The organism is Maribacter vaceletii, from assembly GCF_003634105.1.
Classification (GTDB): domain Bacteria; phylum Bacteroidota; class Bacteroidia; order Flavobacteriales; family Flavobacteriaceae; genus Maribacter_B; species Maribacter_B vaceletii.
Map to the genome: position 1 here is coordinate 828,639 of NZ_RBIQ01000007.1, position 14,754 is coordinate 843,392.

Below are 14,754 nucleotides of genomic sequence, written 5' to 3' on the forward strand. Positions count from 1 at the left end.
TTTAATACTTTTAAGAAAGGATTTAAATAAATGCCAACCCAACAAAAAAATCTATTCACAAAACTTCTTAAATGGAGATATAAACATATCTCTGATAAGAATTTTACACATATATTAAGTATTCTAGTAGGTTTACTTGCGGGTTTAGCATCGGTTACTCTAAAAAATCTTACCTTTTTCATTAGTTCTTCTCTAGAAACAGGGATTGTTTTTTCAAGTAATCAGTTATACTTTATATTACCTATCCTAGGTTTAACATTGGTATATCTATATGTAAAATACATCCACAAAGAAAAAATAGAACATGCTGTATCTTCTATTTTATTTGCGCTATCTAGAAAAAAAAGCCTCATCAAACTTAAAAAAATATATAGTCCTTTAATTACCGCACCACTTACAGTTGGCTTTGGAGGTTCTGTAGGGTTGCTAGGACCAGCAGTAGCATCTGGAGCAGCCATAAGTTCTAACCTTGGTCGTATACTACACGTAAATGCTAAAACACGCTCTTTGTTAATTGCATGTGCATCTGCAGGGGCAATAGCCTCTATATTTCAATCCCCTATTGCAGCTATTATTTTTGCCGTAGAAGTTTTTAGCTTAGATTTTACTATGCTTTCTGTACTTCCGTTACTTTTAGCATCTATCTCTGGAGTACTAACTTCTTATTTCTTTTTGGGAAATGAGGTGTTATTTAAATTCTCTTTAACCGATAATTTTGAAATTAAAGACACCCTATTTTATATTTTACTAGGTGTAGGTACTGCCATAGCTTCTATCTATTTTACCAAAATGTATTTTGGAATTCTTACCCTTTTTAAACCCCTAAAAAGCCCAAAATACAGGCTCTTAGTTGGTGGGTTAGCCATTGGTATTATGCTCTATTTTATTCCCCCACTATATGGTGAAGGTTTTGGTTTTATTAATAATCTTTTAGAAGGCAATCATTTAAAAGCTATAGGAACCACTCCTTTTGATGCGTATAGAAATAATATATGGGTGGTAATTTCGCTACTATTTGGACTTACCATTTTTAAGGCAGTAGCAATGACCACCACGTTTGCCGCTGGTGGTTCTGGTGGTATTTTTATACCAACTATGGTTATGGGAAGTGCTTTAGGGAATGTTGTAGCTAAAGTAATTAATAACCTTGGTTTAGGCTTTTCTGTATCTGAAAGTAACTTTACACTAATAGGAATGGCAGGCTTAATTGCAGGGGTATTGCATGCGCCTTTAACTGCAATTTTCTTAATAGCAGAAATAACTGGTGGATATGAATTATTTGTTCCATTAATGATAACTGCATCTATATCTTACTTAATAACTAAGAATGCAGTAGATCACTCTATTTATACTAGAGAACTTGCAGAAAGTGGTAACCTATTAACCCATAATAAAGATAAAACGGTATTAACTTTAATGGAGTTAGATGATGTTATAGAAGATAATTTTAAGGTAATACACCCTGAAATGACACTTGGAGACATGTTACTTAAATCTGTGTCAAAATCTACAAGAAATATTTACCCAGTGGTAGATGATAGTAAAGCTCTAGTTGGTATTGTTTTGTTAGATGATATAAGGGAGTTTATGTTTGATAGAGCTTTGTATAAAACCACAAAAGTAGAAACTTTTATGCACCAAGCTCCAGATTATATTTTTTATGGAGATGATAGTATGCAAATAGTAATGCAAAAATTTCAAAATAGTGGCGCTTGGAATTTACCTGTTATTAAAAAAGGAAAGTATATGGGCTTTGTTTCTAAATCTAAATTATTAACTGCGTATAGACGTAAACTAATTAATTTTACCGAATAAAACTATGTTAGTCATTGCAAAAGGAATATTAGTGCTAATTTTTTTAAACCTTTCTTGTTTACATTGGTATTGGGCCTTTGGAGGTAAATGGGGTTTAGAATATGTAATACCAACAAAAACAAATATAGAAAAAGCTATTAGCCCAAAACCAATAGCTACTATACTAGTTGCAATTGCATTGCTTTTCATTGCATATATTTATTTACTACTTATATTTAACATCTATATAAATATACTCCCAACATGGATTATAAAATATGGAATATGGATTGTTCCTAGTGTTTTTCTTTTAAGAGTTCTTGGTGATTTTAAATATGTTGGGCTATTTAAAAAAATAAAAAAAACAACTTTTGCAATTAACGATACAAAATACTTTATTCCCTTGTGTGCAATTATAGCTACTCTTGGGTTTATTATTGCCTTAAATTAAATTATTTTGAAATACATTATAACAATAATTACAATAGTCGCATTTGGTTCTATTGCTTATGGATTTACTTTAGAGGAAAGTGAAACACAACTTTCTCACAAATACATAGGGGCTGGTACTGCAGCTTTATTTTTAGTAGCTATGCCACTTTTTCTTTATAAAGAGAGTAAAGGAAAAAAAATGAATGATTATATGCTTACCGAAGAAAATGTAAGAAAAATGCAAGGAAAGCCACCCAAAAAGACTGAAAACCAGTAATTTCCAATACATTTTATTTCTATTCTAAACTATTTTTGCCCAAAAAATTATAAATTAGTGTATTAATTTTTAATTTTTATTCTAATGACTGGTACAGTAAAATTTTTTAATGGATCTAAAGGATATGGGTTCATAACCAATGATGATACAGGAAAAGACATTTTTGTTCATGCTACTGCATTAAACGGAGTACAATTAAATGAAGGGGATAAAGTAGAGTATGAAGAAGAGGAAGGCAGAAAAGGAATTGTTGCAGGACAAGTCCAAGTTATTTAATGCTTTTGCATATAATTTTAATTTCTCTTTTTACTAAAAAAACGTTTTAATAGTTCAGAAGCTTCTTCTGCCAATAATCCTCCTTCTATTTTTGTTTTAGGATGTAATTTAGTGCCTAAAGCTCTGCAACCCCTCTCCAAATCTGTTGCAGCAAACACAATTCTAGAAATTTGGCTCCAATATAATGCTCCTGCACACATTTGGCATGGCTCTAAAGTAACATACAAGGTACATTCTTTTAAATATTTACCGCCTAAAAAATTAGCTGCAGAAGTAATGGCTTGCATTTCTGCATGTGCAGTAACATCATTCAATTGTTCTGTAAGATTATGTGCTCTAGCTATAATTTTATCTTTAACTACAATAATTGCACCTACAGGAACTTCTCCTTTATCATACGCTTCTTCTGCTTCTTGCAAAGCCTTTTTCATGTAATAGGTATCATCAAAAGGTTGGATCATATTGTAAATTTAATTCAAGAATAATAAAAAAAGTAGGCTTTATAAAATAATGAAGAGCATAAGGTAAACTCTATATTTAATATACCGTCATAAAAACCGTAATTTTGTTACCTTAACTAATGTGGGCATGCCTAAAACTTTATTATCAACTATAAATTCTCCAAACGATCTTAAAAGATTAGCACAAGAGCAATTACCACAATTAGCGCAAGAAATACGTAGTTTTATCATTACAATTGTTGCTACTAAAGAAGGACATTTAGGGGCAAGTTTAGGAGTGGTAGAGCTCACTATTGCATTACATTATGTTTTTAACACCCCTATAGATAATCTTATTTGGGATGTGGGGCATCAAGCCTACGGGCATAAAATACTTACCGGCAGAAAAGATGTTTTTGAAACCAACAGGCAACTAAATGGCATAAGTGGTTTTCCTAAAATTGACGAAAGTATTTATGATGCTTTTGGAACAGGGCATAGTTCTACTTCTATTTCGGCCATATTAGGTATGGCAATTGCAGCAAATATTAAAGGAGATATAACTAAAAATCATATTGCAGTAATTGGTGATGCTTCTATTGCTAGTGGAATGGCTTTTGAAGGGCTTAACCATGGTGGAGTTACCAATGCTAATGTTCTAATTATTTTAAATGATAATGCTATTGGTATTGACCCTAGCGTAGGTGCTTTAAAAAAATACCTTACTAATGTTAAAAAAGGAACAGCAAAGGACGAAAATATTTTTGAATGCTTAAACTTTAATTATACGGGCCCTATAGATGGTCATAATATAAATGATTTAATAAAAGAGTTAAAACGCTTACAAAATATAAAAGGCCCCAAATTATTACATGTTATTACCACTAAAGGCAAAGGATTAAAACAAGCTGAAGAAAACCAAGTTACCTACCATGCTCCAGGAAAGTTTAACAAAACTACTGGAGATTTAATTCCTAAAAACAATTTAGTACAAGCTCCAAAATACCAAGATGTTTTTGGACATACTATTGTAGAACTAGCTCTTAATAATAAAAATATTGTAGGTATTACACCTGCAATGCCAACAGGAAGTTCTTTAAAATATATGATGGAAAAAATTCCTGACCGTGCTTTTGATGTTGGTATTGCAGAACAACATGCTGTAACCTTAGCTGCAGGTATGGTAAAAGAAGGACTTATACCCTTTTGTAATATTTATTCTACCTTTTTACAAAGAGCCTATGACCAAGTTATACATGATGTTGCTCTACAGAACCTACCTGTTATTTTTTGTTTAGACCGTGCTGGTTTGGTTGGCCAAGATGGTGCAACACATCATGGAATTTATGATATAGCATTTTTAAGATGCATTCCAAATCTTATTATTTTTGCTCCTTTAAATGAAATAGAATTACGAAATATAATGTACACTGCTCAATTAGGACTAAAACATCCAATTGCAATTAGATACCCTAGAGGAAGAGGTGAAAATGTTGATTGGAAAAAGAAATTTAAAAAAATTAACATAGGAAGTTCCCAAGAATTAAAAAAAGGCACAAAAATTGCTGTAATCTCCACTGGAACAATCGGAAATTTAGTTTCAAAAGTTATAAATGATTTAGATTCTAATACAGAAATTGGTCACTATTCTATGCCATTTATAAAACCTTTAGACACTAATAGGCTAAAAAGTATCTGTACAAATTATGAGGCTATTATTAGTATAGAAGATGGTTGTATAAGCGGCGGATTTGGTAGTGCCATTTCTGAATTTGTTTTAGATAATACGTATAAAAACACGATTAAAATACTTGGAGTTCCTGATGTTTTTATTGAGCACGGCAGCCTAGAAGAATTACATAAAATAGCTAAAATTGACTATACAACCATTAAAAAGAGCATAAATGAATTACGCTTATCTTAAAAAACTAGTCCAAAAAATAGTTCTAGCTTTATTTTTAATAACATTTTCCCTACCCTCTTTTTCTCAAGATTCTCTTGCCACAACTTCAGAAATAGATACTACAATAATTAATACTATTGTTATTAGAAAAAATCAAGAAAAAATTAAGCATATTCCAAGGGGAGCGCACTTAACAAACCCTTATATTTCTTTTAAAAAAACAAAACCTTTAGCTAAAAAATTTAAAAGATTTAGAATTCCATCTTTCTGGATTAAGAAAAACCAATTAGGAATCAGAGTAAGTGAAGTTGCTTTTGTAAACTGGAATGCAGGTGGTAACAACTCTATTAGTGGTCTTGGCAGTCTTAAATTTGAAAGAAATTATAAATTTAGGTATGTACAATGGGATAATGAGTTAGAGTTAAGATACGGTCTAAACGCACAGGAAGACCAGAAATTAAGAAAAACGGATGATAACATAAGAATGAGTTCTACATTTGGGTATAGAAGAGATACTATAAGTAATTGGTACTATTCTGTAAAAGCAAATCTTAGAACACAATTTTCTAATGGGTATAAATATCCTGATAGAACTACTCCTATTTCTAGGTTTATGGCTCCAGGTTATTTCTTCTTTGGTGCCGGGACATCGTATATTACTCCAGATCAAAAATTTAATTTATACATATCTCCACTAACATTAAAGTCTACCTATGTTTTAGACCAAAGACTTGCAGACAAAGGTGCTTTTGGGGTTAAAAAAGCTACTTTAGATACTAATGGAAATATAATAACACCAGGGGAAACCGTTTTTGTAGAACTTGGTTTTTTATTAACCAATACTTGGCAAACCAACATTGCTAAAAATGTAAAAATGAAGCATAGGCTTTCTCTATATACAGATTACCTAACTAGTTTTGGTAATGTAGATGTAGACTGGGAATTAAATATTGACTTAAAAGTAAATAAATACATAAAAGCTAATATTGGAACTCATATTATTTATGATGACGATATTCTTTTTGATGAAGTTAAAGAAAATGGTGTTGTCGTAGATGCTGGTATCCCTAGAATACAGTTTAAACAATTATTAGGTGTGGGTGTTTCTTATGATTTTTAGTTTAGTTGCTTCCCCATTATTTTATTATGAATATGTACCGCAGCACTATCAGAAAGGCTAGCTACATAACAACATGTATTTAATAAAATATTATAAAGAGAAATTTCTGTACGCTGGTAAAACTTAGGCAAAGTACTTATCATTAACCTGTCGTAGTTAGATGCCTTGTTTTCTTTTTCATTTATAAGAGCAGAAGAATACACGTCTAATATATCTGAGATTATTTTATACCCCGCTATCTCCTTTTCTATAACTTCCTGTGCCTTATATACCTTATTTACACTTAATGTAATTATATCTTTAATTTGTGCAGCATAAGTACTTTTATCTAATAATGACACATGAAAATCCCCTTTAAGAATGGCATCTTCATTAGTAATAAATATATCTATTGCATCTGTAATTAATGTATTTATTGCCAAAGCACGTAAATAACTTAAACGATCTTCTCTATAGACTAAAGAATTATACTTCTTAGTATTAATACTATCTTTTACTAGCTTAATTAAATACTCTAAAGCATAATCCTCAGAAATTAATCCAAGATTAATACCGTCTTCAAAATCTATAATGGTATAACAAATATCATCCGCAGCTTCTACTAAGAAAGTTAATGGGTGCCTTGCATAAGAAACCTTATCACCATTTCTTGTTTGCTTAAGGCCTAACTCATTTGCAACATTAATAAATGCTTCTTTTTCACTTTGAAAAAAACCAAATTTTTTATCTGCAATATGTTTTGTAGGCTTTTTAGGAAGCGATTCTTTTGGATATTTCATAAAAGCACCCAAAGTAGCATAACTAAGGCGTAATCCTCCGGAAACACCTTCTTTAGATTCTGTTAGGAGTTTAAAACCATTAGCATTACCTTCAAAATCTATAATATCTTGATATTCTTTTTTAGATAAAACCGACTGGTATTTTTTTCCAGCTCCAGTTTTAAAAAATTCCCCAATAGATTTTTCTCCACTGTGTCCAAAAGGTGGGTTCCCAATATCATGAGATAAGGCAGCTGCAGCAACAATAGCTCCAAAATCATTGAATTTATACCCATGTATTTCACTTAAATACGGATGCTTTTCTACTATTTTTTTTCCAGCAATTCTACCTAAACTACGTCCCACAACAGAAACTTCTAAACTATGCGTAAGTCTTGTATGCACAAAATCGGTTTTAGACAAAGGAATAACTTGTGTTTTATCTTGTAAACTCCTAAAGGCCTTAGAAAATATTATACGATCATAATCTACTTCAAAACCAAGTCTAGTTTCATCTTGCTCTTTACGTAACCTTTTAAAAGTATCTCCTTGTCTTTTTAATGATAATAATTGCTCCCAGTGCATTGTAAAATTTTATAATATGCAAGTTACATTTTACAAAATAGTAATGCTAATAAAAAACAGTATTAACTTAATTGATAAAAATACCAACTCATTTTTTTGCAAAAACGAGACTTCTTTTTCTTAAAAAATGATACATTTATATATATTAATAACTATCAAATTTATTGAAAAATATAACCTTTAGATAACACTGCAATCTAACTTCTTTTAGATATTTGCCGATTTATTTCTTTACAAAATTTATGGATAATGTTTACTTAATAATGATTGTGGCACTTGCTTTTTTAGCAATTGCAGATTTAGTGGTCGGAGTTAGTAATGATGCTGTAAATTTTTTAAATTCTGCTATTGGCTCTAAAGCTATTTCATTTAAAACCATAATGATTGTAGCTAGTATTGGTATTGCCTGTGGTGCCATTTTTTCTAGTGGTATGATGGAGGTTGCTCGTAAAGACATCTTTAATCCTGGTGAGTTTTATTTTAATGAAATCATGTTCATATTCATGGCTGTTATGATTACAGACATTTTGTTGTTAGATTTCTTTAACACCTTAGGAATGCCTACCTCTACAACCGTTTCCATAGTTTTTGAATTACTAGGTGCTGCAGTTGCAATGGCTTTAATTAAAATTGCAAATAATAATGGCGCCTTTTCTGAAGTAGTACAATATATAAATACTGAAAAAGCTGTTATAATTATAGCTGGTATTGTACTATCTATATTAATTGCTTTTACAATAGGTGCTCTTGTACAATGGCTAACTAGGCTATTAATTTCTTTTGATTTTAAGAAAAAACCTAAATGGGTAGGTGCAGTTTTTGGAGGTATTGCTTTAACTGCAATTTCTTATTTTATACTTATTGAGGGTATTAAGGGAACTACACTGGTACAGCATAGCTTTAAAATAATAGGAAACATTACTCTTGAATCATTTATAGAACAAAAACCTTTTTTAATTATTTTTTCTACATTTTCTGTTCTTATTGCTTTATCGTTCTTATTAATATCTTTTACTAAAATTAATATTTACAAGCTAATAATTACAGTAGGTACTTTTGCCTTAGCGCTTGCTTTTGCAGGTAATGATTTAATGAATTTTATAGGTGTTCCTATTGCTGCTTGGCAATCTTATGAAGCTTGGGAAGCTTCAGGGGTTTTAGCAACAAAGTTTAGTATGGAAATACTGTCCCAAAAAGTTCCTACACCAAACATATTACTTTTTATTGCTGGCATTATTATGGTTGTTACTCTTTGGTTTTCTAGTAAAGCAAAGGCTGTTGTTAAAACATCCATAGATTTATCTAGCCAAGAAAGAATAAAAGAACGTTTTCAACCTAATTTTATTTCTCGCTCATTAGTTAGGTTTGCAGTTAATACTTCTGAAATTTTCACCAGTATTTTGTCAAAAAATATGCAAGACAAAATAGAAATTCAATTTACAAAAACAGCCCCAATTATATCTAAAGACAAACCGCAAGATTTACCAGCTTTTGACATGGTACGTGCAGCTGTAAACTTAATGGTTGCAGGTATATTAATTTCTATAGCAACTTCTTTTAAACTACCCTTATCTACTACATACGTTACATTTATGGTAGGTATGGGAACATCATTAGCAGATAGAGCATGGGGAGCAGAAAGCGCTGTATATAGAGTAGCTGGAGTATTAAATGTTATTGGCGGTTGGTTTGGTACTGCTTTAATTGCCTTTATAGCATCTGGAGGTATTTTAACCATAATCTATTTTGGAAAAGGGGTAGCTATTACGATCTTACTTTTTGCCGTATTTTTCTTATTGTTAAGAAGCTACATTTCCTATAACAGAAAAAACAAAATTCTTAAAGAAGAAGATAGTTTAAGTAAAGCGGAAAGTAGCTCTATACAAGGTGTTATAGAAGAAAGTGCACATAATGTTGCAAGAGTAGTTAAAAGGGCAAATAAAATATTTACAACAAGCTTTAATAGCCTTGCAAAACAAGATTTAGAAACGCTTAAAAAGAATAAAAAAGGTGTTGTACGGCTTTCTGAAGAAATAGACGATTTAAGAGACCATATTTTTTATTTTATAAAAAATTTAGATGAAGCAAGTGTTGGCGCTAGTAATTTCTACATCAATATACTAGGCTATTTACAAGCCATGACACAATCTTTAGAATATATTGCTAAAGTTACACACAAACACATTAGCAACAATCACAAAAAATTAAAATATAACCAAATTAAAGAGCTAAAAGAAATAGAGATTGAGTTAATAAAATTATTTACGGATACACAGATAGTATTTGAGAATAGGTCTTTTGAAGAAATTGAAAGTATTGTTAAACACAAAAACAATCTTTTTAATTTAGTTTCAGAGAAAATAGAAAAACAAGTAGCAAGAACAAGGACAGAAGAATCTAGTCCTAAAAACACTACTTTATATTTTACACTACTACTAGAAACTAAAGATTTAATAACTGCAACAATGAACCTATTAGAATCTTATTATAAAGAACATGATAGCTCTGTAAAACCTGCAACTATAGATAAAGATTTTTAATAAAAGATTTTTATTGTAAAGAAACTAGCTCTAAAGTGGTGGTGTACAATTCTCTGTTTTCCATTTTTGCTTTTAGCCAAGCGTAAAAACTCATTACATAAATATCTTCTTCGCGGTTATCTTTCCAATCAAAAGAACGTTCTACTTTTTCTTTAAAAGATGATGTATTCACATTTTTAGGAGATTCATAATATGCTAGCGCTAACTGTATAAAAGTTAATACCCTTTCTTCTTTTATTGCTATTAGCCTTTCTTTAAATTTAATTTTAAAACTCTTTACTCGCAATAAAACTAAATCTAGTTCATCTAATTCTATTACTAATAAAATTTCTAGCATACTCTTTTTTAATACCCATAACCAGCCCGCTTTTTTTTCATACCAAACATCACTATGATTTAATCTTTTTATAATTTGATACGCTGCTTTATATCTTTTTTGTTGAAAAAGACACATCATCTTTATTAACTGTATATCTAATGCTCCTGAGGAGTCTTTTTCTAAAATCTCCAAGGCTTTATCATGTTTTCCAGTATAATTATAATTTAATCCTTTAAGCGTATTTAAATCCCCTAAAAAACGACGATAGTAAACCTTATTATTCCTCTTCATTTGTGCTTCCATTTTTTCTACAAAAAACATAGAGCTCTTAAAGTTTTTATTCCTAAAATGTACCATTGCCATAACTTGTAAAATACCAATATGATAGTACAAATGTTTATGTGCCAAGGTTTCTTTGGTGCTCACTACAGCATATGCTTTTTCTATAAATGGCGTGACTCTATAATAATTACGCTGCAATTTTGCTGTTATAGAAGTTAAATTCATTAACTGATACAAGGATTTATAAGATAAGGAGGCATTTATAGATACATTAAATTTTGTAAATGCCTTTTCTACAATACCATCTAAAACAGGTAATGAATCTGTAATAAGCATTTTTTCTTTAATTTCTGCATACGCCATATTTAATTTAAAATCTTTTTGAAAAGCCTCCATATTAAATATGGATGCCTTAAAAACTTCTTCTAAATTTAAAGAGGAATTACAGTGAGCATATTGTATTTTGGTATGGTAAATTTCATTTAGCAAAGAGTAATGATCTATAAAACTGGCTAACTTTTCTGCTTTAGCAAGGGTGTTATAACCAAGCTTGTATTCTTTTTGTTCTAAGAATAAACGGCTTACTACAAGTAATTTTATAACCTCTATCTCTTCAGAGGTTTCTCCTTCAAAACTTTTAGTAGCAATAAAATCAAGTAAACTATCTTGTAATCTTTTGCATAAAGCATGAAAAGCATTTTTATTTGGTTTACCATAGAGTTTAACATCTAAGGCGTTTGTCTCTCCTTTTAATAGATAATTAAATAAAATAATATTTTTAACATCTCCTCTACGATTCTTATTTTTTAACCATAAGACAAAATGCTGCCTATTTTCTATAGATAAAGAGTTAATAATTAAAATTATTTTATTCATTTAATCGTAAGTAATTTAATTGCATAAATCATAAATATATGAATTTTATAATAAAATATTATATATTTAATCATAAGTAAATTATATTTTTTGATTATTAAAAACTCTTTCACCGTTGCATCTTTGTACCATACTAAACATCAAAAAAAATAGTATGGAAAATCAAATGTTTACAGAAACAAAAAAGAATACGCGATTAGAAAAAGAAAAAAAAGAGCAAGATTATGATTTAAAACCCACACCAGCTTTTATATCTGCATCTTGGAGCGCCTTGCTTTTAGGAATGGTCTCTTTTTGTATTGGTCTATGGAATGCAGATATGCTATTGAATGAAAAAGGGTACTATTTTACCGTTCTTTTATTTGGGCTATTCTCTGTAGTATCGGTACAAAAGAGTGTACGTGATAAAAAAGAAGGACTCCCCGTTACCGAAGCCTATTATGGTATTAGTTGGTTTACAACTATAACCTCTATTGTGTTATTAGTTATTGGTCTTTGGAATGCAGATTTACTGTTAAGTGAAAAGGGCTTTTATGGCATGTCTTTTACCTTAAGTTTATTCTCTGCCATTGCTGTACAAAAGAATACTCGTGACCTTAAATTTTTAGAGGAATTAGAATAGAAAGTAATTTTTTATGAAAAAGCATTAAAACGTAATTCTAATAAATTGCGTTTTGATGTTTACCAAAAGGCAATTCTTGTATAAGGATTGCCTTTTCCTATGTTTTTTAATACTAAAAATCGTTTAATACAACTTCAATTATACTTTGTAATTTTATATTGATATTTCAGATTCTAACGCTACCATCATTATAACCAGAAACAATTTTTATTCTACCTTTTTTATTCCAAAAAAATGACTATACAGGGCTTTCGTTTTAATGAAATAGTATCAAAAAATATATGATGAATAGCTTTATTAATTTAAGCATCTAATTAACATTTATCCTTTGCTAAACTAAGTAACACATTAAGCTTTATAATATCTGATATAACACGATCCTCAAGGATTTCAAAAAAACTTTTAGAACCATATCTTATACCCCATTTTGTTCTATCAATACTAAAAACAGCTCTATAATCAGTTTCAGAAACTGGTTGCTCTTCTATATCAAAATCTATTGAGTTTGTAATTCCTTTAATGATTAAATCTGCTTTTAATGAAATTTTTGACTTGGATTTATAGTTCACTTCTGTTATTACTAAATAAGCAAAAGGAAATTTTTCTGTATTAAAAAAATCTCCTCCTTTTAAATGGTTTGTAAGTAGTGAATTATATTTGCTATCAATAATTGAGTTCATATCTACTATAAATTCGCCACCCACTAATAAACTATTTTTAAAAAGTAATTCCCCTCTTTTAAATTTAATTGAGCCAGAGTGCTCTACTATATCAAATGATTTTGAACCTAACCATGAAATTTTACTATCAACAATATCAATTGGTTTCTTTTCTTGGGCTGATAGGCATGTAAAATTTATTAATAGTAACATTAACATTGTTTTTAATACATTCTTCATAATTCTAAGTTTTTAAATTTATATCTAAGATATATTTGAGCAAAGCTTTTAAATGTAAAAGGTTTGTCAAAGATTTGTAAAAAGTATGTAATCGAATACTAGACCTAATTTTCAATACTTAAATTTGCTTAATGGTTAAACCTAAAAAAAGTGTCTTTTATATCTTGGGGATTTTAATTCTTGTATTAATCTATTCTATCTTTGTAAATACTACCTTTCCTAAAACCGAAATTATAAATGTGTCTCTTCGTAATATAGGCCACAAGTTATTACTAAAAAATAACGATACATCCTCTTTAGTCTTACCCATTAAAAAAAAATCCAACAATTGGTTCGAAATTTCATTTGATTCAAAAATCTCAATCTCTCCTAGTTTTTTAACCAAAACTGTTAGTACTACTTTTAAGAGACTAAAATTACCTGCAAATTATATTGTCGAAGTAAAAAGTTGTGAGTTAAACGAAATAGTTTATAGTTACAAAATGTCTCTGAAAGAAGAGGGGGTTATTATCCCATGTATTGGCAGAGATTTGCCAAAATCTTGCTATAAATTAAACATAAAGTTCCTTTCTTCCTCTAAAAAACCATGGAACTTCATTCCTTATAGTTTAATAAGTATTGGGGTTATAATAATTTTCTATTTTTTACTTAAAAAAAAAGAGCAAAAGAAAAAAAATATTACAAAGGCTTCTTATAATATAAAAGACATCTTAAATACTGAGGAAAGAAAATTAATTCTCAACGGTATTGAAATAGATTTAAGTGAAAAAGAAACAGAAATATTAACATTATTTCTAAACAAACCAAATCAAATTATATCAAGAGAAAAACTACAAAAAGAAATTTGGGAAGACAAAGGTGTTATTGTAGGCAGAAGTTTAGATACATATATTTCTAAACTCAGAAAAAAATTAAGGAAAAACAGCTCTATAGAGATTCTTAATATTCGTGGTAAAGGCTATAAAATGAAGATCTAAATTTCTTCGATAAAATTAACCCTTACAATACATCTGATTTTCACAAGTCGGAAAAGACCTTAGAGGACTATCTATAAAAATTCATCTCATCTATATATTTCCAAACCACTTTTGGCAACAAAGGTTTTATGTTTTTACCTAATTTATGGTTTTTGCGAATAAATGTGGATGAAATTTCCATTATTGGAGCATCTACCCTATGTATTTTAGGGTGATTTTTAAACTGATGTTCTACAACGCCACTAGAAACTCTAGGATATACATAAATAGAATACTCTTCTAAAATAATATCGAAATTTTTCCATTTATGAAAGCCCTTTAAATTATCTTCTCCCATAATTAATGAAAATTCATAATCTTTTGGGTACTTTTCCGAAAGGACTGCCAAGGTGTTTATGGTATAATTTGGCTGTGGTAAATCAAATTCAATAGTACTTGGTTTTAAACCATCATACTCTTTTACGGCCTCATATACCATTTGGTATCTATGATTGTTATCTAGTAAAGTTTTCTTTGTTTTAAAAGGGCTTTGCGGAGTTACCACAAACCAAACCTCGTCTAAATCTGAGAACTCTACCATGTGGTTAGCAATTACTAAATGCCCTAAATGTATAGGATTAAAAGTGCCAAAATAAAGCCCTACTTTTTTCATTT

At 29.8% G+C, this 14,754-nt stretch carries 14 protein-coding genes; 9 read left to right on the forward strand and 5 right to left on the reverse strand.

The features are described from left to right. Positions 1–30: 30 nt before the first annotated feature. The 4 genes from CLV91_RS03335 to CLV91_RS03350 all read left to right on the forward strand — a co-directional run bounded on the left by CLV91_RS03335 (position 31) and on the right by CLV91_RS03350 (position 2,779). A complete protein-coding gene (locus tag CLV91_RS03335) occupies positions 31–1,815 on the forward strand; it encodes a chloride channel protein (RefSeq protein WP_121063955.1) in 1,785 nt (594 codons plus the stop codon). 4 nt (positions 1,816–1,819) lie between these two features. Continuing rightward, entirely contained in the window at positions 1,820–2,245 is a 426-nt protein-coding gene (locus tag CLV91_RS03340) for a DUF3995 domain-containing protein (RefSeq protein WP_121063957.1), read from the forward strand. 6 nt (positions 2,246–2,251) lie between these two features. After that, positions 2,252–2,503 (forward strand): hypothetical protein, encoded by a 252-nt coding sequence (locus tag CLV91_RS03345; protein ID WP_121063959.1) that lies wholly within the window; start codon positions 2,252–2,254, stop codon positions 2,501–2,503. An 84-nt stretch (positions 2,504–2,587) separates the two neighbouring features. Continuing rightward, complete coding sequence (locus CLV91_RS03350; RefSeq protein ID WP_121063961.1) at positions 2,588–2,779, forward strand: cold-shock protein; 192 nt, start codon at positions 2,588–2,590, stop codon at positions 2,777–2,779. A gap of 17 nt (positions 2,780–2,796) precedes the next feature. Here CLV91_RS03350 and CLV91_RS03355 read toward each other — a convergent pair whose 3' ends face one another. Further along, positions 2,797–3,240 carry a nucleoside deaminase gene (locus CLV91_RS03355; protein ID WP_121063963.1) on the reverse strand — a complete coding sequence of 148 codons (444 nt, stop codon included), beginning with the start codon at positions 3,238–3,240 and terminating at the stop codon, positions 2,797–2,799. 127 nt (positions 3,241–3,367) lie between these two features. On the opposite strand from CLV91_RS03355, the gene CLV91_RS03360 reads away from it, so the two are divergent. Together CLV91_RS03360 and CLV91_RS03365 are read left to right on the forward strand one after the other, a co-directional pair. Continuing rightward, positions 3,368–5,143, forward strand: coding sequence for a 1-deoxy-D-xylulose-5-phosphate synthase (locus tag CLV91_RS03360; RefSeq protein WP_121063965.1), 1,776 nt, complete (start codon positions 3,368–3,370; stop codon positions 5,141–5,143). Then, a complete protein-coding gene (locus CLV91_RS03365; protein WP_121063967.1) occupies positions 5,124–6,242 on the forward strand; it encodes a DUF3078 domain-containing protein in 1,119 nt (372 codons plus the stop codon). Before CLV91_RS03360 ends, CLV91_RS03365 begins: the two co-directional genes overlap by 20 nt. On the opposite strand, the gene dgt is transcribed toward CLV91_RS03365, so the two are convergent. Then, a complete protein-coding gene (gene dgt, locus CLV91_RS03370) occupies positions 6,239–7,585 on the reverse strand; it encodes a dGTP triphosphohydrolase (protein ID WP_121063969.1) in 1,347 nt (448 codons plus the stop codon). The genes CLV91_RS03365 and dgt overlap by 4 nt on opposite strands. 242 nt (positions 7,586–7,827) lie before the next feature. On the opposite strand from dgt, the gene CLV91_RS03375 reads away from it, so the two are divergent. Then, the gene (locus CLV91_RS03375) at positions 7,828–10,125 is read left to right on the forward strand and encodes an inorganic phosphate transporter (RefSeq protein WP_121063971.1); all 2,298 of its coding nucleotides are present in this window, start codon (positions 7,828–7,830) and stop codon (positions 10,123–10,125) included. A 10-nt stretch (positions 10,126–10,135) separates the two neighbouring features. Here the strand turns inward: CLV91_RS03375 and CLV91_RS03380 are convergent, their stop codons facing one another. Then, a complete protein-coding gene (locus CLV91_RS03380; protein WP_121063973.1) occupies positions 10,136–11,602 on the reverse strand; it encodes a hypothetical protein in 1,467 nt (488 codons plus the stop codon). 154 nt (positions 11,603–11,756) lie between these two features. On the opposite strand from CLV91_RS03380, the gene yiaA reads away from it, so the two are divergent. Continuing rightward, positions 11,757–12,224, forward strand: a complete 468-nt coding sequence (gene yiaA, locus CLV91_RS03385) for an inner membrane protein YiaA (protein WP_121063975.1) — start codon at positions 11,757–11,759, stop codon at positions 12,222–12,224. 314 nt (positions 12,225–12,538) lie between these two features. On the opposite strand, the gene CLV91_RS03390 is transcribed toward yiaA, so the two are convergent. Further along, positions 12,539–13,123, reverse strand: a complete 585-nt coding sequence (locus CLV91_RS03390; protein ID WP_121063977.1) for a YceI family protein — start codon at positions 13,121–13,123, stop codon at positions 12,539–12,541. A 131-nt stretch (positions 13,124–13,254) separates the two neighbouring features. Between CLV91_RS03390 and CLV91_RS03395 the strand changes: the two genes are divergently transcribed. Next, on the forward strand, positions 13,255–14,100 hold the full coding sequence (locus CLV91_RS03395; protein ID WP_121063979.1) for a winged helix-turn-helix domain-containing protein: 846 nt from the start codon (positions 13,255–13,257) through the stop codon (positions 14,098–14,100). 67 nt (positions 14,101–14,167) lie between these two features. Here the strand turns inward: CLV91_RS03395 and nadD are convergent, their stop codons facing one another. After that, positions 14,168–14,752 (reverse strand): nicotinate (nicotinamide) nucleotide adenylyltransferase, encoded by a 585-nt coding sequence (gene nadD, locus CLV91_RS03400; protein ID WP_121063981.1) that lies wholly within the window; start codon positions 14,750–14,752, stop codon positions 14,168–14,170. Between the last annotated feature and the right edge of the window lie 2 nt (positions 14,753–14,754).

Coding starts and splice junctions, on each gene's coding strand:
- CLV91_RS03380 (WP_121063973.1), bottom strand. CDS start 11,602: ATGAATAAAATAATTTTAATTATTAACTCTTTATCTATAGAAAATAGG.
- yiaA (WP_121063975.1), top strand. CDS start 11,757: ATGGAAAATCAAATGTTTACAGAAACAAAAAAGAATACGCGATTAGAA.
- CLV91_RS03350 (WP_121063961.1), top strand. CDS start 2,588: ATGACTGGTACAGTAAAATTTTTTAATGGATCTAAAGGATATGGGTTC.
- CLV91_RS03355 (WP_121063963.1), bottom strand. CDS start 3,240: ATGATCCAACCTTTTGATGATACCTATTACATGAAAAAGGCTTTGCAA.
- nadD (WP_121063981.1), bottom strand. CDS start 14,752: ATGAAAAAAGTAGGGCTTTATTTTGGCACTTTTAATCCTATACATTTA.
- CLV91_RS03335 (WP_121063955.1), top strand. CDS start 31: ATGCCAACCCAACAAAAAAATCTATTCACAAAACTTCTTAAATGGAGA.
- CLV91_RS03390 (WP_121063977.1), bottom strand. CDS start 13,123: ATGAAGAATGTATTAAAAACAATGTTAATGTTACTATTAATAAATTTT.
- CLV91_RS03360 (WP_121063965.1), top strand. CDS start 3,368: ATGCCTAAAACTTTATTATCAACTATAAATTCTCCAAACGATCTTAAA.
- CLV91_RS03375 (WP_121063971.1), top strand. CDS start 7,828: ATGGATAATGTTTACTTAATAATGATTGTGGCACTTGCTTTTTTAGCA.
- dgt (WP_121063969.1), bottom strand. CDS start 7,585: ATGCACTGGGAGCAATTATTATCATTAAAAAGACAAGGAGATACTTTT.
- CLV91_RS03365 (WP_121063967.1), top strand. CDS start 5,124: ATGAATTACGCTTATCTTAAAAAACTAGTCCAAAAAATAGTTCTAGCT.
- CLV91_RS03395 (WP_121063979.1), top strand. CDS start 13,255: ATGGTTAAACCTAAAAAAAGTGTCTTTTATATCTTGGGGATTTTAATT.
- CLV91_RS03340 (WP_121063957.1), top strand. CDS start 1,820: ATGTTAGTCATTGCAAAAGGAATATTAGTGCTAATTTTTTTAAACCTT.